We start from the raw sequence: 24,772 nt of genomic DNA on the forward strand, positions 1-24,772 counted from the left end.
ATCAAATTACAGGATATTCTCATATGAAAACGTCAGCACGCTTGTATCAGGCCATTTTAGGCTTTTCTTTGTTATTTATGTTAAACGCAAATCTGTCTGCCCTTGAGATAGCTGATGTAAAGCTGGATGATCAGATATCAGTAGATGGCATTGATAAAGCGCTGGTATTAAATGGTGCGGGAATTCGTTATAAATTCTTTTTTAAAATTTATGTAGGTGCTCTGTATTTGCCTGAAAAGCAGAAGAGTGCGAATAAAATTTTAAAGTCAGATAAAGCCAATCGAATAGTCATGCACTTTCTTTATGATGAAGTGGAAAAGAAAAAACTGGTTAATGCCTGGTTAGAAGGTTTTGAGGATAATGTAGAAAGTTCAGTCTTTTCAGCACTGAAAGATCGTCTTGAAAAGTTTAATGGAATGTTTTCTGATCTGCACTCTGGCGATGTCGTATTGCTTGATTACCTTCCTCAGAAAGGCACGAGGGTGATAATTAAGGGTGAGAATAAAGGTGTAATTGAGGGTGATGACTTCAATCGAGCGTTACTATCTGTCTGGCTGGGTGAAGAGCCTGTGACGGAAGAGTTAAAAGATGCAATGCTCGGTGTAGAAGAAGACTAAATATAACTGTAGTTTGTATTTAAAAAGCCGCCTTTCCTGATGGAAGAGGCGGCTTTTTTATGCATTACTCATCATTGCCATTTGTACTGCTTCTTCATCCTGAAAGATAGCCGTTAGTAACTGACCGATTTGTGGCATGATTTCATTAACCGATGAGATGCTATCGAGTGAATTTATATAAGCTTTTATGTTGCTGAAGCTGCATTCAATGCTACCCATACTCTCACAGGGTGAAATTTTTTCAGGTTTAAGTGCTTTTTCAAGCGCAAGCTGGGTCATATGCTCGGCATTTAACTCCATTTCGCTCATATTGCTAACTGTTTGATCCACCATCTCAGCAGGCATAGCGATTAGATGCTGCTGCATCATTTTTCGCGAGTCTCGAAGGGGTTTAATAATGATTTGCCAGGGCTGAACAGCGTCCAGTAGTGTCTGTAAATCATCATCGTTCAGATTCAGGTTTTTGTCGCCCACCCAGCAGCAATACAGCAACATATTTATGTTGGCATCGTAGTTGTTTTGTAATTCCAGGCAAATTGTCTCAACTTCAGGCAATGTCCAGATTTGTGTGGAATAGGTCCAGAGTTCGCTATTTGGGAAATCCATAAATTAGTTTTTTTGAAAATTAATATAAATTAATCCTAGTTCAGATTAACGGTTATTTCACGGTATTTAACTATTCTTTTGAGACAAATCACTGGCAACCTGAAGTAGTTTTTCTTTGCTAACTACGCCATTAAGCATCTGGTCATCAAAAACAAAGGTGGGCACGCTTTTCGCCTGTATAGCCCCCGCGTACTGTAAATAACGCAACAGGCTGCCCGGTACGGAGTCGGGTGGCCCATTGGTGTGTTTATCGCTCCATGCCTGATTAACCAGGTTTTCAGGAATATTGTTTTGTCTGGCTATGTCCCTAAGTACCGATTCATCACCAATATTTTTGCCTTCAATGAAATATGCGCTGAATAACTGCTCGTGTAACGGATAAAAAACATCGGCTCCCAACGGTTTAACTGCCTCGCTGAGTAATAAGGCTTTTCGTGAGTTTGTGGTCATGGTTTGTTCGTGCAATTTAATGCCTTCATCATCTGCAAGTTGAAGAAGGTTTCTGGTCATTTCATCCCAGGTTTCCTGTTCATAATTCAGCATTTTTACTGAATGACCTTCCTGTGGGGTTTCCGGGTGTATCTCGATAAAGCACCAGTTAATTTTTAAATCATAAATTTCACGAAGTGCCTTAAGTCTCAGGTGTCCGATAAAGCAGAAAGGGCAGATATAATCACTGAGTATAGAGATTTTTAACTCTGGTTTCTTCATGGGGCAACCTGTTTGGTCTGTATAATTAGACAATAGTCTGATTATTATCATAAATCAAACTCGAACTATGCAGCTTCACAGTCTAAACTCTGGGTAGTTAGTCAATTCACGGAAAAATTATGAAGCGCTTATTAATCGCCTGTTTTACTTTATTGATGTTTAATCAACAAGCTATAGCCAGAGATTTTGAAGGTGCTTATGCGGTTTATGGTGCTGGAGGGGAGAGCTGCAAGGCATATCTGGAGTCAATGAAAACGGGTAAAAAACAGGATTATTTTATTGACTGGACTATTGGGTATCTGACGGCATTTAATGTCATTATGCCGAATACCTACAATATTTTAGGTGAGTCAGATTTTGCTGAAACACAGGGCTGGTTACAGCGTCATTGCAATCGATATCCCAAGCAGTTGTATATTAATGCTGCGATTAAACTGACTGAAGTGCTATACCCTTTACGTTATCAGTCCGGGATGAAGAAACAGGCCCCAGCCCCGACACTAAAAGATGTGGGTAAAGCGGTTAAATAAGTCAGTTTATTTCTAACTCGAAAATAAATATATCGCCAGCCCTATCAACAGTAATGCAAAAACACGTTTCAGTTTCTTTACCTCAAGTTTATGTGCAAGACTGGCTCCCAGTGGGGCAAATAAAACACTGCTCAGGCTTATGCTAACAAGTGCAGGAAGGTAAATGAATCCAGCTGAATATTGTGGAAGCTGGGTATGGCTCCAGCCTGTATACAGATAACTTATCGCGCCGCCTATTGCGATAGGAAAACCGACAGCCGCAGACGTTGCAATGGCTTTATGTATGCTGCTGCCATGCCACATTAACCAGGGCACAGTCATGCTGCCGCCACCAATACCGACAATGGATGAAATAAATCCGATAACACCTCCGCTAATATTAAAATTAAATAAAGAGGGAGATTCATTGTGGCTGCTCGCTTTGATACCCCAGAGCATATATGCCGCAACACTTAATTCAAAAAGTGCAAATACAGGTTTTAAAATATCACTACTTAAAATACCGGCAAATAGCCCACCGAACCATGCGCCCAGAAGAATAGCAGGTGTGAGTTTAGCTGCCCGACTCCAGTTGACTGCCTGATGTTGATGGTGACTGTAAACGGATGAAATAGAAGTGAAGAGAATACTGGCTAGAGATGTGCCTAAAGCCATATGCATGATAATGTCGTCAGGCATGCCCTGGTGGATAAAAATAGCGGCAAGCATGGGTACGATTATCAGGCCACCACCTACACCTAACAGGCCGGCAAGTACACCTACAACTGAGCCTAATAATAAGTAGAGAGAGGTTTCGATTATCATATTAACGGTGATTTTGAGGCCCCGATCGCAATCTAAAGTTTGTTAATCTGCTCCTGTAGGAGCGATCTTTAGATCGCGATGGGTGTATGAAAATATAGTTTAGAACCAGACCGTTTAATTGTCAGAAGTAGCCTTCTTGGACTGGTGTGAATTATGCGACTTATGTTTGCTATGGTTCCGATTATGGTGTCGGTTTCCCTGCTGATTTCGATTACCAGACCGGTTACCAGGTCTATGGCCGTGTTTATTGTTGCCGCCATATCGTTCAACTTTAGCTCTAGGTTTGAGCTCTACCAGTAGTTCGCTGGATACACCTTCATTTGGAATTGAATGCTTTATGTACTCTTCAATTTCCGGAAGATAATGTGCATAGTCTTCACAGGCAAAACTAATTGCCGTGCCAGACGCACCGGCGCGAGCCGTTCTTCCTATGCGGTGTACATAATCTTCAGCCATTTGAGGTAAGTCGAAGTTGAATACATGGCTTACTTCAGGTATGTGTAAACCACGAGCGGCGACATCGGTTGCAACAAGAATGGTGCTTTCACCGTCCTGGAATTTTTTTAACAGACTCTGACGTTTTTTCTGTGGCACATCACCGGATAGAATGGCTGGTGGCATATCATTGCCTGTTAGCCAGGCATTAATGTTTTCAGCAACTCGTTTGGTATTAACAAAAACGATGCTGCGTGTAGGTTGTTCTTTTAGTATCAGACCAATTAAAAGACGAATTTTCTCATCGTTTGCGGGGTAATAAACCCGTTCTTCTATTTTATCGGCGGTACGGTTTTCAGATTTTATCTTAATGTGCTTTGGCGCGTTCATCAGGTCGTAAGCCAGTTCCTGTACCCGGAAAGACAGGGTTGCAGAAAATAACATGCTCAGACGATGCTGGGGCTCGGGGCAGCGACGAATTAAATAACGGATATCGTTTATAAAGCCCAGGTCAAACATGCGATCAGCTTCATCTAAAACAAGCGATTGCACCATTTTCAGGTTATATACGTGTTTTTTGAAAAAATCGATCAGACGACCCGGTGTGCCAATAAGAATATCAACGCCATCCGTAATGGACTGCTGTTGTTTTTCATAATCTGTGCCACCGTATATTAAAGCCAGTTTAAGACCGGTATTTTTTCCAATTAATAACGCATCTTTGTGAATCTGAATAGCCAGTTCACGGGTTGGTGCAAGTATTAATGCACGGGGCTGGTTTGGCTTGCGATGTTCAGGAGGTTGTTCTGTTAAGAGTTTATTGTAAACAGCAACCAGAAAGGCAATGGTTTTACCTGTTCCGGTTTGTGCTTCGCCTGCAACATCCTCGCCACCCAGTGATATTGGAAGGCTATCGGCCTGAATAGGGGTGCATTGTTGAAATCCGGCCTGATTCAATCCTTGCAGAAGTGAGTCAGGTAATTTATATTGATCAAATCTTTGATCAGTTAAGTGTGTGCTCATTGCCTTAGCATATAGTATGCAGCCGGACTGTACAAATCTGTAAAATTAGCTAATATGGTTTTTACCGAAAACATATAATAAACAACCCATCTATATAGTGACTCTGCTTGGTTAATAATAATTCAAGAAATACTATAGATATGGAGAATCCTAACCCGGAGGTTAAACACTGTGAGTGAGATCGTTCATGTATCTGATGACAGTTTTGAAAGTGATGTATTAAATTCTGATGTGCCAGTATTGGTTGATTACTGGGCTGAATGGTGTGGGCCATGCAAGATGATTGCCCCCATACTTGAAGAAATAGCCGGTGATTATGATGGTAAAGTGAAAATCACAAAATTAAATATAGACGAGAACCCGGGAACACCGCCTAAATTTGGTATTCGTGGTATCCCTACACTGATGTTATTTAAAAATGGTGAGGTTGAAGCGACTAAAGTGGGTGCTTTATCAAAATCACAATTAACTGCATTTTTAGATAGTAATATCTAATGGTTGTTCAGAGATCCGGGGCGTTTACTTAAATGTAGACGTTCCGGATTTTGTGTGGTAAAGTTCGCAGCAAGTAAATTAATCGCAGCCGGCAAATTCTTAGCCGACCTTAATGCGATCAAAAATCAGACCTAATCAAGGCTGAATAAAAACCTAATAATATAAGTCAAATAAAGTCATTTAAAAAACCTAAATTAAATTTTACTAACCTATATTCCGTCTAATCCCTATCTCTCAAAAAAATTCTAACTATGAATCTATCTGAATTAAAGAAAAAAGCTCCATCTGAACTTGTTGAACTAGCTCAATCCATGAAACTGGATAATTTAGCCCGAGCTAAAAAACAGGACATTATATTTGCCATATTAAAAGCACACGCTAAAAGCGGTGAGGATATATTTGGTGATGGTGTTCTGGAAATACTACAGGATGGCTTTGGCTTTTTAAGATCGGCAGAAGGTTCATACCTGGCTGGCCCTGATGACATTTACGTATCGCCAAGTCAGATTAGACGTTTTGGTTTAAGAACCGGAGATACTTTAGCAGGTAAAATTAGACCACCAAAAGATAGCGAGCGTTATTTCGCTATGCTTAAAGTTGATACCATCAACTTTGACCCACCGGAACATGCAAAAAATAAAATCGCTTTTGAAAACTTAACGCCATTACACCCTGAGCAGCGACTAAGTCTTGAGCGTGGAAATGGTAGTTCAGAAGATATAACCGGTCGTATTATTGATCTGGTTTCACCAATTGGTAAAGGGCAGCGTGGTTTGATTGTTTCGCCACCAAAAGCCGGTAAGACAATGTTGCTCAGCAACCTTGCTCAGTCAATAGCCGCTAATCATCCAGAATGTTATCTAATTGTGTTACTGATTGATGAGCGGCCTGAAGAAGTAACCGAAATGCAACGCATGGTGCGCGGTGAAGTGGTTTCATCAACCTTTGATGAGCCAGCCAGTCGTCATGTACAGGTAGCCGAAATGGTTATCGAAAAAGCCAAACGTTTAGCTGAGCATAAAAAAGACGTGGTTATATTATTAGACTCAATCACGCGTTTAGCTCGAGCTTATAACACGGTAATCCCTTCATCCGGTAAAGTACTAACCGGTGGTGTAGATGCCCACGCATTACATCGTCCTAAACGTTTCTTTGGTGCAGCACGTAATATTGAAGAAGGCGGAAGTATTACTATTCTTGCTACAGCACTAGTAGATACAGGTTCAAAAATGGACGAAGTTATCTACGAAGAATTCAAAGGTACAGGTAACTCTGAAATACACCTTGATCGTAAGATTACGGAAAAACGTATTTACCCTGGTATTAATATCAACCGTTCTGGTACACGTCGTGAAGAAAAACTGACGGATCCGGAAGAGCTGCAAATGATGTGGGTACTGCGTAAAGTATTACACCCAATGAATGAGACTGCAGCAATTGAGTTTATGCTAGAGCGTCTTGCGTCAACAAAAACCAACACAGAATTCTTCGACCTAATGAAGAAGGGTTAGTCACGACCGTTTGCACTCAATGTGCAAACGCAGCGTGACTAACGCCCGGTCTGGAACCGGGCTGGCGCCTGCGCCATGGATGGCTTATACGAATCGAAAAATCTACGAAGCAATTTCTAACGAATTCCCTTGATGAACACGACCGTTTGCACTCAATGTGCAAACGCAGTGCTCTCATAAAAATATCAAAAGCAACCTAACTCTTCTCTTTATCTTTCTGCAGGTCAAAAGCCTGAATAACAAGTTGAGTACCAGCAGATTCAACAATACCACTAACCTGTAAATTCACATCTTCACGATGGGCAAGGTACTCAGAAAAATCCCGTGTTTTAATATAAACATACAGCTCAAGCTCCTGTGCGTATTCTCCAAATTCAAGAAAACGTACTCTGGAATCTTTTTCGTCTATATATTCATGCTTATCTATAAGCTCTCGTAGTTTACCTAATACCTGCTTTATCTGTTCTGAAGTTGTTTCATAAGATAAACGTAAACGAGTACGATAGAGGATTTTATCTCGTTGAGTTAAATTTTCTATTTCACCTGAAGCAAATTTTGAATTGGGAACATGCACAACGCTTCGAGCTAGTGTGCGTAACTGTGTTGCTCGTAAACCAATTTCTTCAACAGTACCAATGGTGTTGCCAAATTTACAGAAATCACCTACGCGTACAGGGTGTGATACATAAATAATAATAGCACCAATCAAATCTTCTAATGACTTTTGTGCTGCAAGTGCAATAGCAATGCCACCAACACCTAATCCAGCTAATAGTGCGGTAACTTCAAAACCTAAATTATCTATCCATGTAATACATGCAATCAAAATAAGAAGTAATTTTAAAGAGGTTGATGCAGGTTTCAATAAAACAACACTGTCTTTTTGACCGCGATTGCGCATGCGATCGGCAAGTCGGTATATGATGAAGTCTACAACCCCCAACAGTACCCATAGTATTGCCAGTATGAGTATGGTCTTTGTTTCAGAGACGGCACGCATAACTATTGTGGGCGCAATTAAATCAAATGTAGTTCGGACAAAGATGACGACTATTAATAAACGCAGGGGACCAACTATAAATTTCAGCAATCTACTTTTATTAAATTTTTGATTTCTTTGTAAAATATTTATCAGTAAGAATGTAAATAAGTAAGATACAACAAACCCAATAAGCACCAGAAAGGTAAAAAGTATGAGTTGCCATAACTCAATGCCAGCGATGACATAACCAGGTATAATTTGAGATAGTGTTTCGCCTATTACTCCATAGCCAAACTCTTTATTTAATTCTGGAATTATTGCTACTGTTGCATTGGATATTTTCCAGATGGATATGCCATCACCACGCGGAACACGTTGCATAAGAATATCTACAGGCCCATCTTTAGTCATTAACGTAGTAATTCGATCTCGATAGCCAGGTAAACCATCTTCTTTGTGACCTAACGGAAGGGTGCTTAATTCTTGTATATCAATTGACATAGCCCGTTTGGCAACGATAGATAGTTTTTCAGCCAGAGCCGGTCCTGTTAATTTAGTATTTTTTTGATTATCTGAAAACGGCAGATTTCTTAAGTCCAGATAATTGACTGCAAGATCAAAGTCTTTACTGCGTATGGCTTTAGCAAGACCAAGCAGGCTGGATCTAGGTGTTGAGCGGTTGTATTCATCATAGGGGCCGGCGCCGGGCTCTTCAGTTAGTTCGTTAATGACATCTTCATTTGCCTGTTGTTTGTCAGCAAGGTCTTTTATTGATATGGAATTAGTTTCGACCGAGTAGGCAGTGGCGGGTAATAAAAGACATATGAAGGTAAAAACAGCGCTCAGTGATTTTATCATGTTATGAAATCTTAAAGTGAAGTGATAGATATGGAGTATATTATAGTTTCAGTAAATGAATATATAATAAATGCTTCCGAGGTTTTGTAGATATTTATCGGAAAGGCTTATATATGATAGCATGATGTCCAAATATCAATAACTGAACAAGAAAGTCAGTTATTTAGAATTAAATGAATAACATGTAAATCTGCGAATAATTATATGAATGCTGTTACTGAAAAAAACAATTTTCTCTATTTAGTCATATCGCTGGTATTTCTTCTATTGGCTGGAGCGCTTGTCGATCAGTTTCCAAATAATATTGGTCATCATATTATCCAGGCCGTGACTGTAATAACACTGGCAGCAGGTGTTGCTGGGTTTAAAACGTCGAAAGTATGGTTTCATACGGGGTTAGGTTTTGCTGCTTTAGTTCTTGTTGTGGTTGTCCTGAACGTGTTGCTTGATATCGCTGGACTGAGTTATCTGCATTTGTTTTTTTTAACTACTTTCTATTCCTGGGTTACCTGGCTGGCTGCAAGGCAGGTATTATTTACCGGGCCAATAGATGGTAATAAAATTATTGGTGCGATCTGTATTTATTTGTTAATGGGGTTGATCTGGACTATGTTTTATTTATTTATAGCTCAGGCAATACCAGGCGCATTTAATGGTCTTCAGCATGTGGTCTGGTATGATAATTTCGCTGATGTTGCTTATTATAGTTTTGTTACCCTGACAACTCTTGGTTACGGTGATATTAGCCCGGTAGCGCCTGTTGCTCGTTTTCTGGTTTATATGGAAGCGATAGTTGGGGTGTTTTATATGGCTATTTTAGTGGCAAGTTTGATTGGTGTGAAAATTTCTGCTGTACAGGCAGATAAAGAGTAATTCCTTTATTAAAGGGAAGTAGCATTGTGTAGAAAAAAACATAAAATATTAAGGATAAGAAATGAGATCAAATGAATTTACGAGTAATGCCATAGAGGCGGCAATCCGTTTAGGTTTACTGTTTATGCTGGCAGTCTGGTGTTTTGAAATAATAAAACCATTTGTTGTGCCCGTAGTCTGGGGTTTGATTATTGCGGTTGCTATCTATCCTTTATTTATCAAATTGAAATCAGGCGTAGGTGGTAGAAATAAACTTGCTTCAATTATTTACACTGTCATAGCACTGACTATTTTAATTACGCCAAGTGTAATGATCTCAAATTCAATTATCGATACATCAGCTGCCATTACTGAACGGTATCAGCAAGGTGCATTAGAGATACCAGCAGCAAATGAAAGTGTAAAAGAATGGCCGTTAGTGGGTGAAAAACTGTATAACGCATGGTCTCTCGCATCTAAAGATCTTGAAAAATCTATAAAAACATATGAATCACAGTTAAAGAAAATAGGTGAGGCAGTTGTGGGGATTGCTGCAGGTGTAGGTGGCGGCGTATTACAGTTTGTTTTATCTATTATTATCTCTGGTATATTTCTTGCCAATGCTACAGGTGCGTATGAGGTGACGATAAAAATATTTTCTCGCCTGACTACTAATGAGCAGGGTAAGGATTATGCAGATTTATCCAAGTTAACTATTCGTAGTGTTGCTCAGGGGGTATTAGGAGTAGCGATGATACAGGCGGTATTATCTGCGTTGGGCATGATAGTTATGGGTGTGCCTGGTTGGGGTTTATGGACGTTTTTTGTACTGGTTGCGGCGATTGCCCAGTTACCCCCTATTTTAGTACTGGCTTTTGTATCAGCGTATGTTTTCTCTGTAGCTGAAAGTACACCAGCCATTATATTTCTTATTTACTGTATATTAATTAGTGCCAGTGACGGATTTTTAAAGCCTTTATTTCTGGGTAGAGGAATGGATACACCCATGCTGGTTATACTGTTGGGTGCAATTGGAGGCATGATGTTATCTGGGATTATTGGTTTATTTGTTGGCGCAATAGTTCTGGCTTTAGGTTATGAACTGTTTATGGCCTGGCTGAATGATGAAAAAATTGTCGCCGAAGAAACTTAATTCGAAACATCTTCAATAAATAATATTATTTTCGATGTGATTATTCGTTAATGATGAAATATAAAATAGCTGAGGTTTAAAAATGTCAGAAGAAAAGTCAGTAACTTCAGATACGCAAGAGCTAGATCCGGTTAGAAAAGTTACACGCTATATGCTTTATGTTGTTATGGCTTTATTTGTCTGGTATATCGCAGCTGATCGAATTTCACCCTGGACCGATCAGGCAAGAGTACAGGCTTTTATTATTCCAGTCGTGCCGGAAGTATCAGGGAAAATAGTTGATATAAACATTAAAAAAGATCAGGTGGTGCAGCCTGGAGATTTATTGTTAAGTATTGATGCTAGTGATTATGAGCTAGCGGTTGAAGTGGCTGAAACGGCGCTCGAATTAGCGGGTCAGGAAACAGGAGCAAGAACAGCATTAGTTTCAACTGCGCAGGCTAAACTGGTAGAAGCTGAAACAAATCTGAATCATATTAAAACTCAAAGCGCCAGAGTATTTGAACTAGAGAAGGAGCAGGTGTTATCTCAATCAGATGGAGATAAAGCTAGAGCAGCGGTAAAAAATGCGTATGCACAGTTGGATAGTGCTAAGGCAAACTTAGAAAAGGAAAAACAGGCGCTGGGTAAAAAGGGTAACGAAAATCCGCGAATTCGTGCAGCACTTTCAGATCTAAAAATTGCCCAGTTAAATTTAAGTCGTACAAAAATTGTAGCGCCCTCATTCGGTGGAATTACAAACCTGCTGATTGATGTTGGGTATTACGCTAATACCGGTGCACCTGTAATGACATTTATTGAATTTAATAATGTCTGGATACAGGCGGATTTTCGTGAAAACAATTTGGCAAATATGAAGCCAGGTGATTCAGTAGAAATATTACTGGATGTTGCACCAGGTGAAGTATTCAGTGGAACAGTAAGCACTATCGGCTTTGCTGTAAATAATGGTAAAACAGGAAATGTGGGTGATCTTGCAACAGTAAAAGGCAAGAGTGGCTGGTTACGAGAAGCGCAACGTTTTCCGGTGATTATTAGTTTTGATAATGATGAGCGTTTAAAAGGACTACGTCGTTTAGGTGGTCAGGCGGATGTACTGGTATATACAGGAAACAACTGGGTTATTAATCCTTTAGGCTGGGTTTGGATGCGGGTATTGAGTCTTTTCTCTTATGTCTACTGAGTTAGTCAATAAGGGTAGCATTCGATCCTGGTGGAATAGTTTTAGTCAGGATCAAACGCAGGTAAGAATGTTACGCTTTGCAGTTGGAGTTACATTATCCGCTACACTTGCGTATGCAATTAACTGGCCGTTATCATTTTTATTACCAGTATTGGTATCTTTTTTATTGTCTACACCATTACCTGTTCTAAGTCTTAGAATGGGTTTCAGAAATATGAAGCAAACCTTACTCGCTTTTGGCTTAGGTCTGGTCTTTGCTATTTATTTTCTCAAATTTCCGGCTATGTTTTTAATTTTGCTGGCTCTGGTTATGTTTCATCTTTATTACTATTTAAATCGTGGTGGCTCTCTCTGGTTTACGCTGATGAGCTTTATTGGTATTTTGCTTTTATCGATGATGGGCAATATTAATGAAGGCCTGTCAATGGGGATATCGTTTGGTTTCGTTATCACGGCCTGGATAACCATTATTATGGTATGGGTTGCGCATTTTATAATACCGGATCCGCATTCTGCGGTATTTTATAAACCAATAACATTTCAGCCTGTTTATTCAAAAATAGCAGCTAAAACAGCATTGAAAAGTACAATAATAATATTGCCTTTAGTTGGTTTGTTTTTTGTTTTTAATTTGCGCGACTACCTTCTGGTGATGATTTTCTCATCAATATTTATTTTAAAACCTGAATTAAGTCAGGGTAAAGAAGCGGGTATTAAGTCATTGGTATCAACTTTGTTGGGAGGGGTATATGCCTGGGTGTTTTACTGGTTGATAGTAGCTGTGCCAGAATTCTATTTTTATGTGGCTTTGGTTTTTCTAACAACCCTGTATTTTGGTTATCATATTTTTTCTGGACATGAAAATTCTAAGTATTATGGATCCGCGATCATTGCATTGTTTGTTTTAATAAATGGAAGTATGAGTGAAGGGGCTAACTTTTCAGAGTTGCTGCTAATTAGAATAGCATTAATATCATTAGCAGTGTTTTATATAACAACGGGTTTGAAAATACTTGAAAGTTACTGGCCAGTCGATAAAACTGAAAATAATGTTGTTTGAATTGATGTTTTTATATCCCTTTGCCAGCCCATATGGATAGAGTTGGCTGACTCCTACAGAAAATATTGTACTTGTAGGAGTTAGCTTTAGCTGACGAACAGTTGTAGAAAAACATTGATTTAGAAATTGTGTTTTTTGTTATTTTACTTTCATGCCTGGCTGAGCGCCATCATCAGGATTTAATATCCATAAATCTTTCCCGCCAGGGCCAGCCGCTAATACCATGCCTTCAGACATACCAAAACGCATCTTGCGAGGTTTAAGGTTGGCTACCATTACGGTCAGTTTCCCTTCCAGATCTTCAGGCGCATAGGCTGATTTAATGCCCGCAAATACATTACGTGTTTCACCTCCAATATCCAGTGTCAGTTGTAAAAGTTTATCCGCTTTTTCTACGTGTTCTGCTTTTACTATGCGTGCAATACGTAAATCAATTTTGGCAAAATCATCAAATTCAATTTCATCGGCTATTGGTTCATTTGACACGTCTACATCCTTTGTAGATTTTTTAGCGGGTGTTTTTTGAGACGCTGCTTTTATATCTTCTTTAGAAGCATCAATTATTTTATCTAACGCTTCTTTTTCGACCCGTTGCATTAATGGTTTGAATTTATTAATGCTGTGGTTAAGCAGTGGTTTATCTAAATCATTCCAGCTCAATTCGCCACTGTTTAAAAAGTCTTCAGCCTGTTTAACTACTTCAGGTAACATGGGTTTTAAATAAATGCACAAAATACGGAACATATTAATGCCCTGCGTACAGATATCATGTACCTGTTGTTCCATGCCTTCCTGTTTGTTTTTAGCCCAGGGTTCTTCGTCAGCAATGTATTCATTTGCTTTATCGGCTAATGCCATGATTTCGCGAGTTGCCTGACTGTATTTTCTGTCTTCAAAATGCTGAGCAATTAAATCACCAGCATCTATCATTTGTTGGTGTAACTCAGGAGCAGGTAGCGTACCTGATAACATGCCATCATTATTCTTTTTAATGAAGCTGGCAACACGTGATGCTATGTTTACAAACTTGCCAACAAGGTCTGTGTTAACCCGTTGTTGAAAATCTTCTAAATTTAAGTCGATATCATCAACACCTGATGAAAGTTTTGCTGCATAGTAATAACGCAGGTATTCTGGTTTTAAATTATCAAGATAAGTGCGGGCTTTTATAAATGTGCCACGTGACTTGGACATTTTAGCACCATCAACCGTCAGGAAGCCGTGACAGAAAACTTTAGTAGGAGTGCGATAACCAGAACCTTTTAATACTGCCGGCCAGAATAGTGTATGGAAGTAAGCAATGTCTTTACCAATGAAATGGTATAACTCTGTTTTGTCTTCAGACTTCCAGAACTCATCGAAATCAAGATCAGTTTTATCACAAAGATTTTTAAAGCTGGCCATATAACCAATCGGTGCGTCTAACCAGACATAGAAAAACTTATCTGTAGAATCCGGGATTTCAAAACCCCAGTAAGGTGCATCACGGGTAATGTCCCAGTCTTTTAGTCCAGACTCAAACCACTCTTTTAACTTGTTGGCAATTTCAGACTGAACATGACCGGCAGTAGTCCATTCCTGAAGCATGGTTTCAAAATCACCTAACTTAAAGAAAAAATGTTCAGTATCTTTTTTTATAGGGGTTGCACCTGAGACAACCGAGTAAGGTTTTTTCAGGTCGGTTGTATCGTAAGTTGCACCGCAAACCTCGCAATTATCGCCATACTGATCCTCAGCTCCACACTTTGGACAGGTGCCTTTGATAAAACGATCAGGCAGAAACATATTGGCTTCAGGGTCATATGCCTGAGAGATTGTGCGTGCTGTTATATGGCCATCGTCACGTAATGTGCGGTAAATGCTTTGTGACAGTTCTTTGTTTTCATCTGAATGCGTGCTGTGATAGTTATCAAAGCCAATTAGAAAGTCTGAAAAATCAGCCTGATGATCCCGGCTTACATCTGCAATCAGTTGCTCGGGAGTAATGCCATCCTGTCGGGCACGTAACATGATGGGTGTGCCATGAGCATCATCGGCACAGACGTAATGGCACTCGTGACCACGCATTTTCTGAAAGCGAGCCCAGATATCAGTCTGTATATATTCAACCAGATGACCTAGGTGAATCGGGCCATTGGCATAGGGCAGTGCGCTGGTGATTAGGATTTTGCGTTGTGTGCTCATGGGGTCTCGTAATTAGATTAAATCTCAGGCGCGTAAAATAGCATTTCTGGCATTTTTTTTCATATATAATTGCCATCCAATAGTGTTTTTGAGTGTTTATATGAGTGCATCCATCTACCCGACTGTGCCTTTTAATATATCGGTACATGACCCTAAGCCTGATTTGCGTGAACTGCATCTGACATTTACCCCTGAATTTCAGCAAATGACGGTTATTCAGCGCCTGGAATCACTGCGAGCATATATTGAGTCGATGGTTGAGCAGGCAAAAACGACAACAGACGACGGTGGGCAAAGAGGTTTGATGATGGTGATTGATCTGACTGAGCAGCTACTGCCTCATATTCAGTCAGAGAGTATGCCGTTGCATCAGACGTTGATTGTTGAAATGGGGGATGGGGCTGATGGCTCATCTCTTGAAGAATTACTTGGTTGATTATTAGAGTTTAGATTATGAGTGTGATTGATAAATTAGCGGGCCTGGTTGAAAAACTTTATAATGAAACAGCGGATTATAGTGAAAATCCGTCTGATGCACAGCTCTGGTATAACCGGGGATATGCAAACGGTGTTGTTGCTTATTTTATAAAAAATGGTTTTGTGGAAAAGTTAAGTACTTTAACTCTGGATGCGCCTGATATTTATCAGGGTGAACAGATAATGGAGTGGCATAAAGCCTATCATCATGGATTTGAAATGGGTGAGCGTGAATCGGGGGAAGTTCATCAAAAATAGCGTGGAACAGATGACCTCTGAAATTTCTAAATATCATTCTTATCAACAACGTTTTATTAAACTGAACACGATATTGATTTGTCTGTTCTGTCTTCCTTTTATTCTATTTATTCCTTTGTTTCCAATATCTCAATTATTCGCATTGAGCCTGATTCTCATAGTGCTTTTTTTGTTGAAAAAAGCTTACCCCGAGTTATGTAAACAGAACTGGATCAGACGTATTGGCTCTTTTATGCAGATGGCTTTTATTGCCGCTATTATTGAGACACTGTTTGTGTATGGTTTGCTTAGTGTCTTCAGCCTGGGGTTTGAGTCGCATGAGAAAGATGCTGCAATAATGGGTATCCCTGTTATATTGATCGGGGCTGGGCAGGTAGTAGCATTGATATTGTTGATGATAAATTATCTATTCAAAGCGTATTTGTATCCGCCAGACGAAGTATAAGCAGGTAATCGGTGTGAGTTAGTCAGGTTAAGTGTGTAATAAGTTTTTTCGGTTTCCCGGGGGGGGACAAAAATTCAAACCAGCTTAAACTTCCAGTGTTAAGTTGTAACCACCAAACTTACGCATGTTCAAAACCCCGTTTTCTAAAATTAAATATTGGCCTTTAATGCCATTTAGAACACCGTTAATTTCTGGGGTTTTATCAAAATTAAATGACTTAACTTTTTCAGGGTATTTATTGACAGGGAATTTGATATCGATAACCGATTCCTTATCTAAAAATTCGATTGAGTCATTATCCAAGGTGTCTGATAGCTCATCAAGTGCGTTCTTACTTAAAGCATATAACTCATCACGTCTGGCTTGCATATCGACTTTGTCGGCTTCACCCTTTAGCATTTTTTGCCAACTGGTTTTGTCTGCTACATGGTTTTTAAAAATAACTTCGACCAGGCCGGAGGTTAAGCGGTTCTTAACTTTAAAAATAGGCATAGCTTGTGTTGCACCCTGATCCATCCAGCGTGTAGGTATTTGTGTGCCTCGGGTAATGCCAACTTTTAGGCCGGAAGAATTAGCCAGATAAACATAGTGGTCTTTAAAACAGAATTGTTCTCCCCATTCAGGCTCTCTGCAGGTGCCTTCGTCATAGTGGCATTTTTCCGGTTTCATAATGCACATGTCACACTGGGCAAGAGATTGAAAACAGGGGTAGCAAAAACCCTGGCTAAAGCTTTTCTTTGTTTTTCTTCCACAGGCAACACAGTTGATTTCGCCTTGATAATTAAAGCATATTTCTTTTCCTATCAGGGCATTCATATCAACCAGATCATCACCAATGGGCAGGTGATATTGCACAGTATCATTTAACTGAGTTTGCATTTTTTGAATGTTACCGGTGTATTTCATATGACAAGATCTGACTGTTTATAGAAAAGATGGATATTAACATAGGCAGAAATTTAACCAATATAGATCTAAGGTGTTTTATAATAAGCACTGAGCATTAATTAATGAGAATGATTATGTCAGAGCAGGACAATGAAAACATATACCCCATTGCTAACTGGGATGTGGGGCCGATAGAGGATCATAAGCTGGTGGTGTTCAGGCCTCATTTTATCTCATCGCCAGAACAAACAGTTGAAGATGCAGAAATTAGTCGTTATTACGCAATGACAATAGATCAGGCAAAAGAACTACGATTAGCATTAGAAAGTGCTATTGCTGTTCTTGAACGATAAAGTCATTTAATTAATATGAAGGCATTTTATGAGTGAAAAAATATTTGCGGGTTGTGTTTTTGATCCGAAACAGGCAGAAAAGATGATTGGCAAAACGGTGCTGGTTAGTCTTACCTGTATGAATGATTTTGGTGATCTGGAAGCGTTTGAGCAGTTTTTTGGGCCAATAGTTAGAATAAATAATGATGAAGGGCTGGTGGTGAAGCGAGCGGATACGCAAGAAGATTTTAGTATACCGCCGGATCTTGATCACTACCTGGAAGCCAAACCTGGTGATTATAAACTGTCAGAGTCGGATGCTATTATTACGAATCCGGACTATCTGGTTGAGTGGGATATTTATCCACCTGATAAATCTTAAGATTAGCTTTAAGCATTAAATGTTTATTTAAAACGAAATTTCGGTAAATTAATTTTAAAATAAAGCGCTAACAGGCGTGCTGTAAAAATGGCTGTTCCAGCAATAATTGCAGCGGGTGTTACATTAATATCGATATATAATAAGGCAATAAAGAGTAATGAACCTGCCCAGGAAACCGTTGCATAGAGTGGGCTATGAAATACCAGAGGGGGCTCATTGCTTAAGATGTCGCGAAAAATGCCCCCCATTGTACCGGTCATAACGCCCATAAAGCTGGCAATTAACCAGGGCACACCCATCATTAGTGATGCCAGAGTTCCTGCAATTGCGAAGGTGGCCAATCCGGCTGCATCAGGTATTAAGAAAAAACGATGTGAAATAACGATGATACGAGCGGTAATAAAAATAATAATTGCACTGCCTAATGAGGCGATAAAAAATACCTGATCATGAATCCAGAATACTTCTCTTCCCAGTAGCATGTCGCGCAATGAACCACCGCCCAGGCCAGTTGCAATAGCGATAATAATGACCCCGAACAGATCAAATTTTTTGAAGCCAGCAATGAGCACACCAGATGCGGAAGAAACGATAACGGCAATTAATGTTATCCAGTAAAGACTATTTAGAAGAGCAGGGTTCGGATCTAATAACATGATAAATACTTATAAAAATAGGTTGTTAATTTAATATATATTATTTTCCGGGGAGGGGCTGGAATAAAATTATCGAATTATTGAGTTTATTATCTGACCTAAAGCGTGATTAAATATTGAGTGATCAGCAATGACTTTTGATTTTCCTTCATTTAATTCTTCAATAAATTCATTAGCAAATTTTTCAATTACCATATTACCATGCCGGTCTACAAAAACCAGTTTTGCTTCATCAAATAAAATAACAGATAGTTTTACTCGGCGTAATGCCTTTCCAGTTCCGTTGTAAATTTCGAACCATACTCCTTGTTTAACACCGGTAGGGAGGCGTGATATTTGTACATGTGGCGGTTCACCTTCTTCTTCAGGCATGTCTTCAATGGAGTCCTCGATGATTTCATCAATACTTCTTTCTGACAGGCTGTAATCCGGTTGTTCACTGAAAAATTCAGAAGATTCAATTAAGTTTGAATGTATTTCTTTTAATGCTGAAATTGATGCGTCGATACCGCCCGGGCTTAATTTAGTGGTTTTAAGTTGCGATTCAATGTCATTGATTAGTACGCCAGAGTCATTATTTAATAGAACCCATTGTTCAGATGTTGTAATAGGTTGTACGCTATAAACCAGATGTTTTAATAATGTGACTATTTCATTCCACTGACTACTGTCTTTTCCATGTTTAATAAAACGCTGAAACATTAAAGCAGCCCATTGTTTTAAAATTAATGGTTTCAGTTCTTTTTTTATGATTTTTTTATAGGTGTTTCTCTGCAGCTCATTTAAAACAATTTGTCGTGCATGTTCTTTTAATATGGCTTTCTGGGTTTCACCTTCCTGTTTGCCCGATTTGTCTTTTTCAATAGCGGTTAAACGATTTAAAGCGGTAAGGGCAGTATTGAAACTATTCAGGTTTTGAACAAAAGTAGTCTGTAACTGTTCAATAATTAAACGTATTGTTTTAACGAGAGTGTTGTCAGCATTTTCTATGCCTATACCAAGGTGAGCAACCGTATCAAGCATTCTACGAGCGGTATGTTTGTCATTCTGAAAAAACTGAGCATCTAGCATTGCGACCTTGATTAGTGGAATCTGTAATTCAAGTAACAGTGACTTGATAGCAACGGAGACATTTTCATCGCGTAAAAAAGCCCCAAAAAGCATTTCAACAAAATCGATAGTTCGCCCATCAATCGCGTTGAGGGTTTTGGACATACTGGTGTTGCCCATTTTTGCCATACTGTTGAGCAGAGCGTGTTTAAAACTGTCTGTTCTTATACTGGTTTCATTAGGTGCAAATTTAGGCTTATAGCTGGTTTGCAAGTTGGTTAAGGCTTTAATTACATCACGACGATCATGGAACTGCTTGCCCGCGCCACTTTGTGCGGTAGATGCTCCTGCGCCATCATCACCTTCACCATTAATAAATTTCTTAATGGCTTTAGATACTTTTTCGGTGTCGTTTATATCAACGTTATTATCAGGTGTATCTGAATCTGAGCTCATGGTTATCGGTTCAAGTTCCTGTTGACGATTTTATTATATAATGCGGTTCGCTTTCTCAATTGTAGCCGGTGAACCTGAATTTATCACCAGTAGCATTACAATTACATTAAATAATTGTATATTAATCAGGTTTTTATGATTGTGACATTTGTTAAACTAGATGTGTTTGTAGAAAAATTACTCAGAAGTTAAATTATGTTTGTTTTACTCAATATTGAAGCCTTGCCCGATGATCTGCAGAATCTACCGGATAGTATGCTCCATAAACTTACTTTCAGGCTCGATTTCACGATAAAAGACGTACCTGATACATTTACAGGTATTGTTTTTGAAGATGCCCAGGGTGAGCTGCAGCTCCAGCATTTTAATAATCCCAAAGGCAATAAACGAAAGGTGATTACGCTTAAGAATAAGCTGGCTAAGGGCAGTTTTGAGCAGATTAAAATAGCTCTGTTTGCAAAAGCCCGGGGTGAAGAGCTTAAGTTGCCTCAGCAGTTAGAGATTCTTCAAAAACGAGTTTCAGGAACACCCAGAGCTGGAAATCTGGCTAAAAACAAATAACTACGACATTTTCAGGCGATTCAACAGGCATTATTAGCTTGAAATATTAAAAATCGTCCCAAGATAGCCTGCACACTGCGATTTCATCGCTATACCAATAAAGGGTAGGGTTAATTTCCGCTCCAGCTGGTGTAGAATTCGCGTCACTAATTTTATAGTGCCCGGGATAACTCCTCAGGGCACCACACATTCAGGTTTTGGAGTAAATGCCATGAGCGTTTCACAGCAACAGGTTGAAGAAGCAATTGCAAAATTTATAGATCCTTATTTAGAGAAGGATCTAAAAGCAGCAAATGCGGTTAAGGGTATTGATATTAATGGCACTGAAGTTGCGATTAAAGTTGTGCTGGGTTTCCCGGCTAAAGGTCATTACGCGAAAATCACTGATGAACTGACCAAGCTGGTAAGCGCGCTGGATGGTGTAGATTCGGTTAAGGTTGATGTGAGTCAGGATATAGTTGCTCACTCTGTACAATCCAGCCTGAAACCTTTAGAAGGCATCAAAAATATTATTGCCGTGGCATCAGGTAAAGGCGGTGTGGGTAAATCTACAACGGCGGTTAATCTGGCACTGGCGCTAAGCAAAGAAGGCGCAAACGTGGGTATTCTGGATGCAGATATCTACGGTCCAAGTATTCCTCGTATGTTAGGCATTACTGACAAGCCCGAATCTGAAGATGGTAAAACATTGAGTCCAATGATGGGCCACGGTATGCAGGCTATGTCGATTGGTTTTATGATCGATGACGAAACCCCAATGATCTGGCGTGGCCCGATGGTTACACAGGCACTTGAGCAGTTGCTGGTTGATACTCAGTGGAAAGATCTGGATTATCTTGTAATTGATTTACCGCCTGGAACAGGTGATGTTCAATTAACACTGGCTCAGAAAGTACCGGTTAGTGGTGCAGTTATTGTTACAACACCTCAGGATATCGCTTTACTGGATGCTCGTAAGGGTCTGAAGATGTTTGAAAAAGTAGAAGTACCTGTACTGGGTATTATCGAAAACATGAGTGTTCACATTTGTTCAGAGTGTGGTCATGCTGAGCCTATCTTCGGTCAGGGCGGCGGTGAGCGCATGTCTGAAGACTACGATGTAGATTTTCTTGGTGCATTACCTCTGGATATGGCAATTCGTACTAGCGGTGATGAGGGTCAGCCTTCAGTTGCTGCGGATGAAAATGGCACTGTTGCTAGTATTTATCGTGAAATTGCACGTCGCACAGCGGCTAAGCTGGCTTCACAGGCGAAAGATTATAGTAGTAAGTTCCCGAATATTGTTATCGAGAACAACTAAGCTAATTACAGCTTAGTTTGTAAAAAGGGCACTCCTTGTGGGTGCCCTTTTTTGTGCCTGTATAAATTATGATAGAATGCGCCCTCAATTAATTCAGTGCATCCCGGGAAGCCGTAATCAATGAGTATTAAGTCAGATAAGTGGATTCGTCGTATGGCGGAAAATGAAGGCATGATCTCGCCATTTGAGCCAGGTCAGATTCGTTATGATAATAATGATAATCGACTGATATCTTACGGTACCTCGAGTTACGGTTACGATGTGCGCTGTGCGAATGAATTTAAAATATTCACAAATATCAATTCGGCTATTGTGGATCCGAAAAATTTTGATGATGACAGTTTTGTCGATGTGCAATCTGATGTATGTATTATTCCGCCGAATTCCTTTGCTTTGGCTCGTACGGTTGAATATTTTAAAATTCCCCGCAGTGTATTAACGGTATGCCTTGGAAAATCAACTTATGCTCGCTGTGGCATTATTGTAAATGTGACTCCACTAGAGCCAGAGTGGGAAGGTCACGTAACGCTTGAGTTCTCGAACACAACGACCTTACCCGCAAAAATATATGCTAATGAAGGCGTAGCGCAAATGCTATTTTTCGAGTCAGATGAAGTTTGTGAAACGTCTTATGGTGACCGAGCGGGTAAATATCAGGGACAGACAGGCGTTACACTGCCTAAAGCATAAGCTAAACTCTGGTAATAAGCAGAATGATGTAACGCATTTATTCTGAAATATCTATTTTATCTATTCATTGTCCAGAGTAGATAAAGTAGACTATTCGTAAATGATCTAAAATTTCTAAAGAACTTAAAATAACAGGAAACAGATCCTTTGCTCAGTCTTGAAAAACTAATCGAACGCAGTGGAAAACTAGGCAGCCTGCCCGCCATTGTTTATAAAGTGTTTGCGGTAATGGATGAGTCTCATTCTACCGCCACTAAAATTGGTAAAGTCATTAATGATGACCCGGCTTTGACCGCGCGTTTACTTAAACTGGTTAATAGCCCTTTTTATGGCTTCACTGCAAAAGTTGATACGGTTTATCGGGCTGTTGCATTAATCGGTCACGAAGAATTACGCAGTGTTGTTATTGCAGCATCAGCTATTAATGTCTTTAATGGTATTCCTGCAGAACTTGTTTCAATGAAAGATTTCTGGAAACGAAGTTTAGCTGTTGCGGTAACTGCGAGAGTGCTGGCTGCATTTAAACGTGAAAAAACTATTGAGCGATTTTTTATAGCGGGTTTGTTACACGATATTGGTTCGTTGTTAATGTACCTGAAACTGCCAGAAGAAATGGCGCAGGTATTACAGCAGGAAACATCTAATGGTATTGAGCGCGCCAGAACTGAAAAAGAAATAATTGGTTATGAACATACAGAAGTAGGCGGTGGTCTTTTAAAAAAATGGAACCTTCCGCCACAAATATGTGCATCTGTTCGCTATCAGTTAGAGCCCGGTAAAGCGCCCGAAAAAGAACAGGAATCTGCCTGGTTGCTGTGTCTGGCTAATGAAATAGTGGATAAACATTTTGATCTGGAAACCGGTAGTGAGCTTGAAGAAATCGCTGGTGAAATTGATATAACTGTCTGGCAGCAAAACAAGTTAGACCCCTCTTTGTTGTCAACAATACTTGAAAAAGTTCAGCAGCAATTTGAGAGCTCAAAAGATGTTCTTATTTCCTGATTCAGTTAGTTTTCTCTGATTACCACGGTATTTTGTGGGAACCAGAAATAACTTCAGTATTATGGAATATGCGTCTCTTAAGTCAGTAGAGTTAATGTCTATTCAGGTAACTGAATAAAACGCGCAATTACTTTTCCGTCCTTTATCAACTCGGCTTTATCTTCACCTTCAACATTGAGTTGATAAATATCCTTAACCTCCTGATCTTCAGAGCGCAAACATTCAATACCTATATTCTGGCTACTTGTAGCAGACCAGCCGCAATAATGAGTTGGCGTCTCTATGCCATCTGTAAAAATTTCCAGCCTTGATTCGAAATGCACAAGCATCTTGGAAAAATGAGCAGCATTGTCACCAGATGCTACCCAGTTTCCAGAGGCAGGGTGAGGAGTGCAGGCAGATAAAGTTAAGAGGCTTAGCAAAAAAAGAGCACTTAATAATACTCTGGGTAATTTGGTAATTAATGATAGCGACATAGGTTTTATTCTCTAAAAATTAAGGTATGGAAAATCTCGTCCATAGGGTGTTGGTATTGAATTAAACAACAAGGTTTTTAATGTGTCTAGTACATTGGTCAAGTGCTAAGATATATTCATGATATATACTATAGAACAATGCAGTAATTTATAGAGCTAAATTATTGTCTCTATAAATGATCGAAAAATGCGTTTGTAAGTGATATTCTAGACTTAAGTACAATATACGCCTAATGGCCAATAGAAAGATGAAATCAAGCAGTAGCAGAACCATACTTATCGTTGATGATGAAGAAGCATTGAGTCATATGCTTAATGATTTGCTGTCGGGTGAAGGTTATAAGGTATTAGAAGCAAATAATGCTGCAAGAGCGCTTGGTGTTCTTAAGTCGACGCATGTGGATTTAATGATTTCAGATATAATTATGCCAGGTATGGATGGGTTTGAACTGGTCGCAAAAGTAAAAGAGCTGTATCCGCAGGTAAAAATTCAATTAGTGAGTGGCTATAGTGAGCAGATACAGGATGATAATGTGCTGCACAAGAAGATACTCTATAAGCCATATAGCCAGTTTGATATGATTGATCGGGTAAAAGACATCTTAAGTAGTGATGGTCTTGATAACGTAAATCAATAGTTTCCTAATGGGCGTGATATATATTTTTATCCAGGTGAGTGGCTATTTTTTATCTAGAAACCCATAAAACATAATAAAAACAGTATGTTCTGTACTTGTTCCTCGGCAGAATAATCTTTATACATATCAATATTTAATAAAAAGTAAGTCTTTATTA

At 39.4% G+C, this 24,772-nt stretch carries 28 protein-coding genes; 18 read left to right on the top strand and 10 right to left on the bottom strand.

What is annotated here, in order from left to right; genetic code table 11:
* Positions 1-23: 23 nt before the first annotated feature.
* Positions 24-617 carry a hypothetical protein gene (locus tag DIZ80_12480; GenBank protein RDH83069.1) on the top strand — a complete coding sequence of 198 codons (594 nt, stop codon included), beginning with the start codon at positions 24-26 and terminating at the stop codon, positions 615-617.
* Positions 618-674: 57 nt separating this feature from the next.
* Here the strand turns inward: DIZ80_12480 and DIZ80_12485 are convergent, their stop codons facing one another.
* Both DIZ80_12485 and DIZ80_12490 read right to left on the bottom strand, forming a co-directional pair.
* Complete coding sequence (locus tag DIZ80_12485; GenBank protein RDH83070.1) at positions 675-1,223, bottom strand: TIGR02444 family protein; 549 nt, start codon at positions 1,221-1,223, stop codon at positions 675-677.
* Positions 1,224-1,289: 66 nt separating this feature from the next.
* A complete protein-coding gene (locus DIZ80_12490; GenBank protein ID RDH83071.1) occupies positions 1,290-1,985 on the bottom strand; it encodes a DsbA family protein in 696 nt (231 codons plus the stop codon).
* 68 nt (positions 1,986-2,053) lie between these two features.
* Between DIZ80_12490 and DIZ80_12495 the strand changes: the two genes are divergently transcribed.
* Positions 2,054-2,464: a hypothetical protein gene (locus DIZ80_12495; protein ID RDH83072.1), complete on the top strand. Its 411-nt coding sequence runs from the start codon at positions 2,054-2,056 to the stop codon at positions 2,462-2,464.
* A 12-nt stretch (positions 2,465-2,476) separates the two neighbouring features.
* Here the strand turns inward: DIZ80_12495 and DIZ80_12500 are convergent, their stop codons facing one another.
* Together DIZ80_12500 and DIZ80_12505 are read right to left on the bottom strand one after the other, a co-directional pair.
* Positions 2,477-3,262, bottom strand: a complete 786-nt coding sequence (locus DIZ80_12500; protein RDH83172.1) for a hypothetical protein — start codon at positions 3,260-3,262, stop codon at positions 2,477-2,479.
* A gap of 120 nt (positions 3,263-3,382) precedes the next feature.
* Positions 3,383-4,726: an ATP-dependent RNA helicase RhlB gene (locus tag DIZ80_12505; GenBank protein RDH83073.1), complete on the bottom strand. Its 1,344-nt coding sequence runs from the start codon at positions 4,724-4,726 to the stop codon at positions 3,383-3,385.
* A gap of 171 nt (positions 4,727-4,897) precedes the next feature.
* Here DIZ80_12505 and DIZ80_12510 point away from each other — a divergent pair, with 171 nt between their 5' ends.
* Complete coding sequence (locus tag DIZ80_12510; protein RDH83074.1) at positions 4,898-5,221, top strand: thiol reductase thioredoxin; 324 nt, start codon at positions 4,898-4,900, stop codon at positions 5,219-5,221.
* A gap of 251 nt (positions 5,222-5,472) precedes the next feature.
* Positions 5,473-6,732 carry a transcription termination factor Rho gene (gene rho, locus DIZ80_12515; protein ID RDH83075.1) on the top strand — a complete coding sequence of 420 codons (1,260 nt, stop codon included), beginning with the start codon at positions 5,473-5,475 and terminating at the stop codon, positions 6,730-6,732.
* 196 nt (positions 6,733-6,928) lie between these two features.
* Here the strand turns inward: rho and DIZ80_12520 are convergent, their stop codons facing one another.
* Entirely contained in the window at positions 6,929-8,572 is a 1,644-nt protein-coding gene (locus DIZ80_12520) for a mechanosensitive ion channel family protein (protein ID RDH83076.1), read from the bottom strand.
* 204 nt (positions 8,573-8,776) lie between these two features.
* On the opposite strand from DIZ80_12520, the gene DIZ80_12525 reads away from it, so the two are divergent.
* The 4 genes from DIZ80_12525 (at position 8,777) to DIZ80_12540 (ending at position 12,820) form a co-directional block, all read left to right on the top strand.
* Positions 8,777-9,445 (top strand): transporter, encoded by a 669-nt coding sequence (locus tag DIZ80_12525; protein ID RDH83077.1) that lies wholly within the window; start codon positions 8,777-8,779, stop codon positions 9,443-9,445.
* 61 nt (positions 9,446-9,506) lie between these two features.
* Positions 9,507-10,577, top strand: coding sequence for an AI-2E family transporter (locus DIZ80_12530; protein RDH83078.1), 1,071 nt, complete (start codon positions 9,507-9,509; stop codon positions 10,575-10,577).
* Positions 10,578-10,659: 82 nt separating this feature from the next.
* Positions 10,660-11,760: an HlyD family secretion protein gene (locus DIZ80_12535; GenBank protein RDH83079.1), complete on the top strand. Its 1,101-nt coding sequence runs from the start codon at positions 10,660-10,662 to the stop codon at positions 11,758-11,760.
* Positions 11,750-12,820 (top strand): hypothetical protein, encoded by a 1,071-nt coding sequence (locus DIZ80_12540; GenBank protein ID RDH83080.1) that lies wholly within the window; start codon positions 11,750-11,752, stop codon positions 12,818-12,820. Before DIZ80_12535 ends, DIZ80_12540 begins: the two co-directional genes overlap by 11 nt.
* A gap of 138 nt (positions 12,821-12,958) precedes the next feature.
* Here the strand turns inward: DIZ80_12540 and metG are convergent, their stop codons facing one another.
* Entirely contained in the window at positions 12,959-15,004 is a 2,046-nt protein-coding gene (gene metG / locus DIZ80_12545) for a methionine--tRNA ligase (GenBank protein RDH83081.1), read from the bottom strand.
* A gap of 100 nt (positions 15,005-15,104) precedes the next feature.
* Here metG and DIZ80_12550 point away from each other — a divergent pair, with 100 nt between their 5' ends.
* Genes DIZ80_12550 through DIZ80_12560 form a run of 3 tightly spaced genes read left to right on the top strand, consistent with a single transcriptional unit; the run spans position 15,105 to position 16,184 of the window.
* Positions 15,105-15,440 carry a hypothetical protein gene (locus DIZ80_12550; protein ID RDH83082.1) on the top strand — a complete coding sequence of 112 codons (336 nt, stop codon included), beginning with the start codon at positions 15,105-15,107 and terminating at the stop codon, positions 15,438-15,440.
* 17 nt (positions 15,441-15,457) lie between these two features.
* The gene (locus tag DIZ80_12555; protein RDH83083.1) at positions 15,458-15,739 is read left to right on the top strand and encodes a hypothetical protein; all 282 of its coding nucleotides are present in this window, start codon (positions 15,458-15,460) and stop codon (positions 15,737-15,739) included.
* Position 15,740: 1 nt separating this feature from the next.
* Positions 15,741-16,184: a hypothetical protein gene (locus DIZ80_12560; GenBank protein ID RDH83084.1), complete on the top strand. Its 444-nt coding sequence runs from the start codon at positions 15,741-15,743 to the stop codon at positions 16,182-16,184.
* An 84-nt stretch (positions 16,185-16,268) separates the two neighbouring features.
* Here the strand turns inward: DIZ80_12560 and DIZ80_12565 are convergent, their stop codons facing one another.
* Positions 16,269-17,063, bottom strand: a complete 795-nt coding sequence (locus DIZ80_12565; protein RDH83173.1) for a DUF2797 domain-containing protein — start codon at positions 17,061-17,063, stop codon at positions 16,269-16,271.
* Positions 17,064-17,194: 131 nt separating this feature from the next.
* Between DIZ80_12565 and DIZ80_12570 the strand changes: the two genes are divergently transcribed.
* Together DIZ80_12570 and DIZ80_12575 are read left to right on the top strand one after the other, a co-directional pair.
* Entirely contained in the window at positions 17,195-17,425 is a 231-nt protein-coding gene (locus DIZ80_12570) for a hypothetical protein (protein RDH83085.1), read from the top strand.
* Between the two features lie 28 nt (positions 17,426-17,453).
* A complete protein-coding gene (locus tag DIZ80_12575) occupies positions 17,454-17,786 on the top strand; it encodes a hypothetical protein (GenBank protein RDH83086.1) in 333 nt (110 codons plus the stop codon).
* Between the two features lie 23 nt (positions 17,787-17,809).
* On the opposite strand, the gene DIZ80_12580 is transcribed toward DIZ80_12575, so the two are convergent.
* Both DIZ80_12580 and DIZ80_12585 read right to left on the bottom strand, forming a co-directional pair.
* Entirely contained in the window at positions 17,810-18,442 is a 633-nt protein-coding gene (locus tag DIZ80_12580; protein ID RDH83087.1) for a hypothetical protein, read from the bottom strand.
* 69 nt (positions 18,443-18,511) lie between these two features.
* Positions 18,512-19,948: a hypothetical protein gene (locus tag DIZ80_12585; protein ID RDH83088.1), complete on the bottom strand. Its 1,437-nt coding sequence runs from the start codon at positions 19,946-19,948 to the stop codon at positions 18,512-18,514.
* A 195-nt stretch (positions 19,949-20,143) separates the two neighbouring features.
* Between DIZ80_12585 and DIZ80_12590 the strand changes: the two genes are divergently transcribed.
* The 4 genes from DIZ80_12590 to DIZ80_12605 all read left to right on the top strand — a co-directional run bounded on the left by DIZ80_12590 (position 20,144) and on the right by DIZ80_12605 (position 23,501).
* Complete coding sequence (locus tag DIZ80_12590; protein RDH83089.1) at positions 20,144-20,509, top strand: hypothetical protein; 366 nt, start codon at positions 20,144-20,146, stop codon at positions 20,507-20,509.
* Between the two features lie 211 nt (positions 20,510-20,720).
* Positions 20,721-21,809 carry an iron-sulfur cluster carrier protein ApbC gene (locus DIZ80_12595; GenBank protein RDH83174.1) on the top strand — a complete coding sequence of 363 codons (1,089 nt, stop codon included), beginning with the start codon at positions 20,721-20,723 and terminating at the stop codon, positions 21,807-21,809.
* 120 nt (positions 21,810-21,929) lie between these two features.
* Positions 21,930-22,499, top strand: coding sequence for a dCTP deaminase (locus tag DIZ80_12600; protein RDH83090.1), 570 nt, complete (start codon positions 21,930-21,932; stop codon positions 22,497-22,499).
* Positions 22,500-22,646: 147 nt separating this feature from the next.
* The gene (locus tag DIZ80_12605; GenBank protein RDH83091.1) at positions 22,647-23,501 is read left to right on the top strand and encodes a signal transduction protein; all 855 of its coding nucleotides are present in this window, start codon (positions 22,647-22,649) and stop codon (positions 23,499-23,501) included.
* A 98-nt stretch (positions 23,502-23,599) separates the two neighbouring features.
* Here DIZ80_12605 and DIZ80_12610 read toward each other — a convergent pair whose 3' ends face one another.
* Positions 23,600-23,977, bottom strand: a complete 378-nt coding sequence (locus tag DIZ80_12610) for a hypothetical protein (GenBank protein ID RDH83092.1) — start codon at positions 23,975-23,977, stop codon at positions 23,600-23,602.
* A gap of 233 nt (positions 23,978-24,210) precedes the next feature.
* Between DIZ80_12610 and DIZ80_12615 the strand changes: the two genes are divergently transcribed.
* A complete protein-coding gene (locus DIZ80_12615) occupies positions 24,211-24,615 on the top strand; it encodes a hypothetical protein (GenBank protein ID RDH83093.1) in 405 nt (134 codons plus the stop codon).
* Positions 24,616-24,772: the final 157 nt, after the last annotated feature.

Origin of the sequence: endosymbiont of Galathealinum brachiosum, assembly GCA_003349885.1 — a bacterium.
Lineage (GTDB): Bacteria > Pseudomonadota > Gammaproteobacteria > SZUA-229 > SZUA-229 > SZUA-229.

Excerpts from the sequence above, each read along its gene's own strand:
- DIZ80_12480 (RDH83069.1), top strand. The coding sequence starts at position 24 with ATGAAAACGTCAGCACGCTTGTATCAGGCCATTTTAGGCTTTTCTTTG.
- DIZ80_12485 (RDH83070.1), bottom strand. The coding sequence starts at position 1,223 with ATGGATTTCCCAAATAGCGAACTCTGGACCTATTCCACACAAATCTGG.
- DIZ80_12490 (RDH83071.1), bottom strand. The coding sequence starts at position 1,985 with ATGATAATAATCAGACTATTGTCTAATTATACAGACCAAACAGGTTGC.
- DIZ80_12495 (RDH83072.1), top strand. The coding sequence starts at position 2,054 with ATGAAGCGCTTATTAATCGCCTGTTTTACTTTATTGATGTTTAATCAA.
- DIZ80_12505 (RDH83073.1), bottom strand. The coding sequence starts at position 4,726 with ATGAGCACACACTTAACTGATCAAAGATTTGATCAATATAAATTACCT.
- rho (RDH83075.1), top strand. The coding sequence starts at position 5,473 with ATGAATCTATCTGAATTAAAGAAAAAAGCTCCATCTGAACTTGTTGAA.
- DIZ80_12520 (RDH83076.1), bottom strand. The coding sequence starts at position 8,572 with ATGATAAAATCACTGAGCGCTGTTTTTACCTTCATATGTCTTTTATTA.
- DIZ80_12525 (RDH83077.1), top strand. The coding sequence starts at position 8,777 with ATGAATGCTGTTACTGAAAAAAACAATTTTCTCTATTTAGTCATATCG.
- DIZ80_12530 (RDH83078.1), top strand. The coding sequence starts at position 9,507 with ATGAGATCAAATGAATTTACGAGTAATGCCATAGAGGCGGCAATCCGT.
- DIZ80_12535 (RDH83079.1), top strand. The coding sequence starts at position 10,660 with ATGTCAGAAGAAAAGTCAGTAACTTCAGATACGCAAGAGCTAGATCCG.
- DIZ80_12540 (RDH83080.1), top strand. The coding sequence starts at position 11,750 with ATGTCTACTGAGTTAGTCAATAAGGGTAGCATTCGATCCTGGTGGAAT.
- metG (RDH83081.1), bottom strand. The coding sequence starts at position 15,004 with ATGAGCACACAACGCAAAATCCTAATCACCAGCGCACTGCCCTATGCC.
- DIZ80_12550 (RDH83082.1), top strand. The coding sequence starts at position 15,105 with ATGAGTGCATCCATCTACCCGACTGTGCCTTTTAATATATCGGTACAT.
- DIZ80_12555 (RDH83083.1), top strand. The coding sequence starts at position 15,458 with ATGAGTGTGATTGATAAATTAGCGGGCCTGGTTGAAAAACTTTATAAT.
- DIZ80_12565 (RDH83173.1), bottom strand. The coding sequence starts at position 17,063 with ATGCAAACTCAGTTAAATGATACTGTGCAATATCACCTGCCCATTGGT.
- DIZ80_12570 (RDH83085.1), top strand. The coding sequence starts at position 17,195 with ATGAGAATGATTATGTCAGAGCAGGACAATGAAAACATATACCCCATT.
- DIZ80_12575 (RDH83086.1), top strand. The coding sequence starts at position 17,454 with ATGAGTGAAAAAATATTTGCGGGTTGTGTTTTTGATCCGAAACAGGCA.
- DIZ80_12580 (RDH83087.1), bottom strand. The coding sequence starts at position 18,442 with ATGTTATTAGATCCGAACCCTGCTCTTCTAAATAGTCTTTACTGGATA.
- DIZ80_12585 (RDH83088.1), bottom strand. The coding sequence starts at position 19,948 with ATGAGCTCAGATTCAGATACACCTGATAATAACGTTGATATAAACGAC.
- DIZ80_12590 (RDH83089.1), top strand. The coding sequence starts at position 20,144 with ATGTTTGTTTTACTCAATATTGAAGCCTTGCCCGATGATCTGCAGAAT.
- DIZ80_12595 (RDH83174.1), top strand. The coding sequence starts at position 20,721 with ATGAGCGTTTCACAGCAACAGGTTGAAGAAGCAATTGCAAAATTTATA.
- DIZ80_12600 (RDH83090.1), top strand. The coding sequence starts at position 21,930 with ATGAGTATTAAGTCAGATAAGTGGATTCGTCGTATGGCGGAAAATGAA.
- DIZ80_12610 (RDH83092.1), bottom strand. The coding sequence starts at position 23,977 with ATGTCGCTATCATTAATTACCAAATTACCCAGAGTATTATTAAGTGCT.
- DIZ80_12615 (RDH83093.1), top strand. The coding sequence starts at position 24,211 with ATGGCCAATAGAAAGATGAAATCAAGCAGTAGCAGAACCATACTTATC.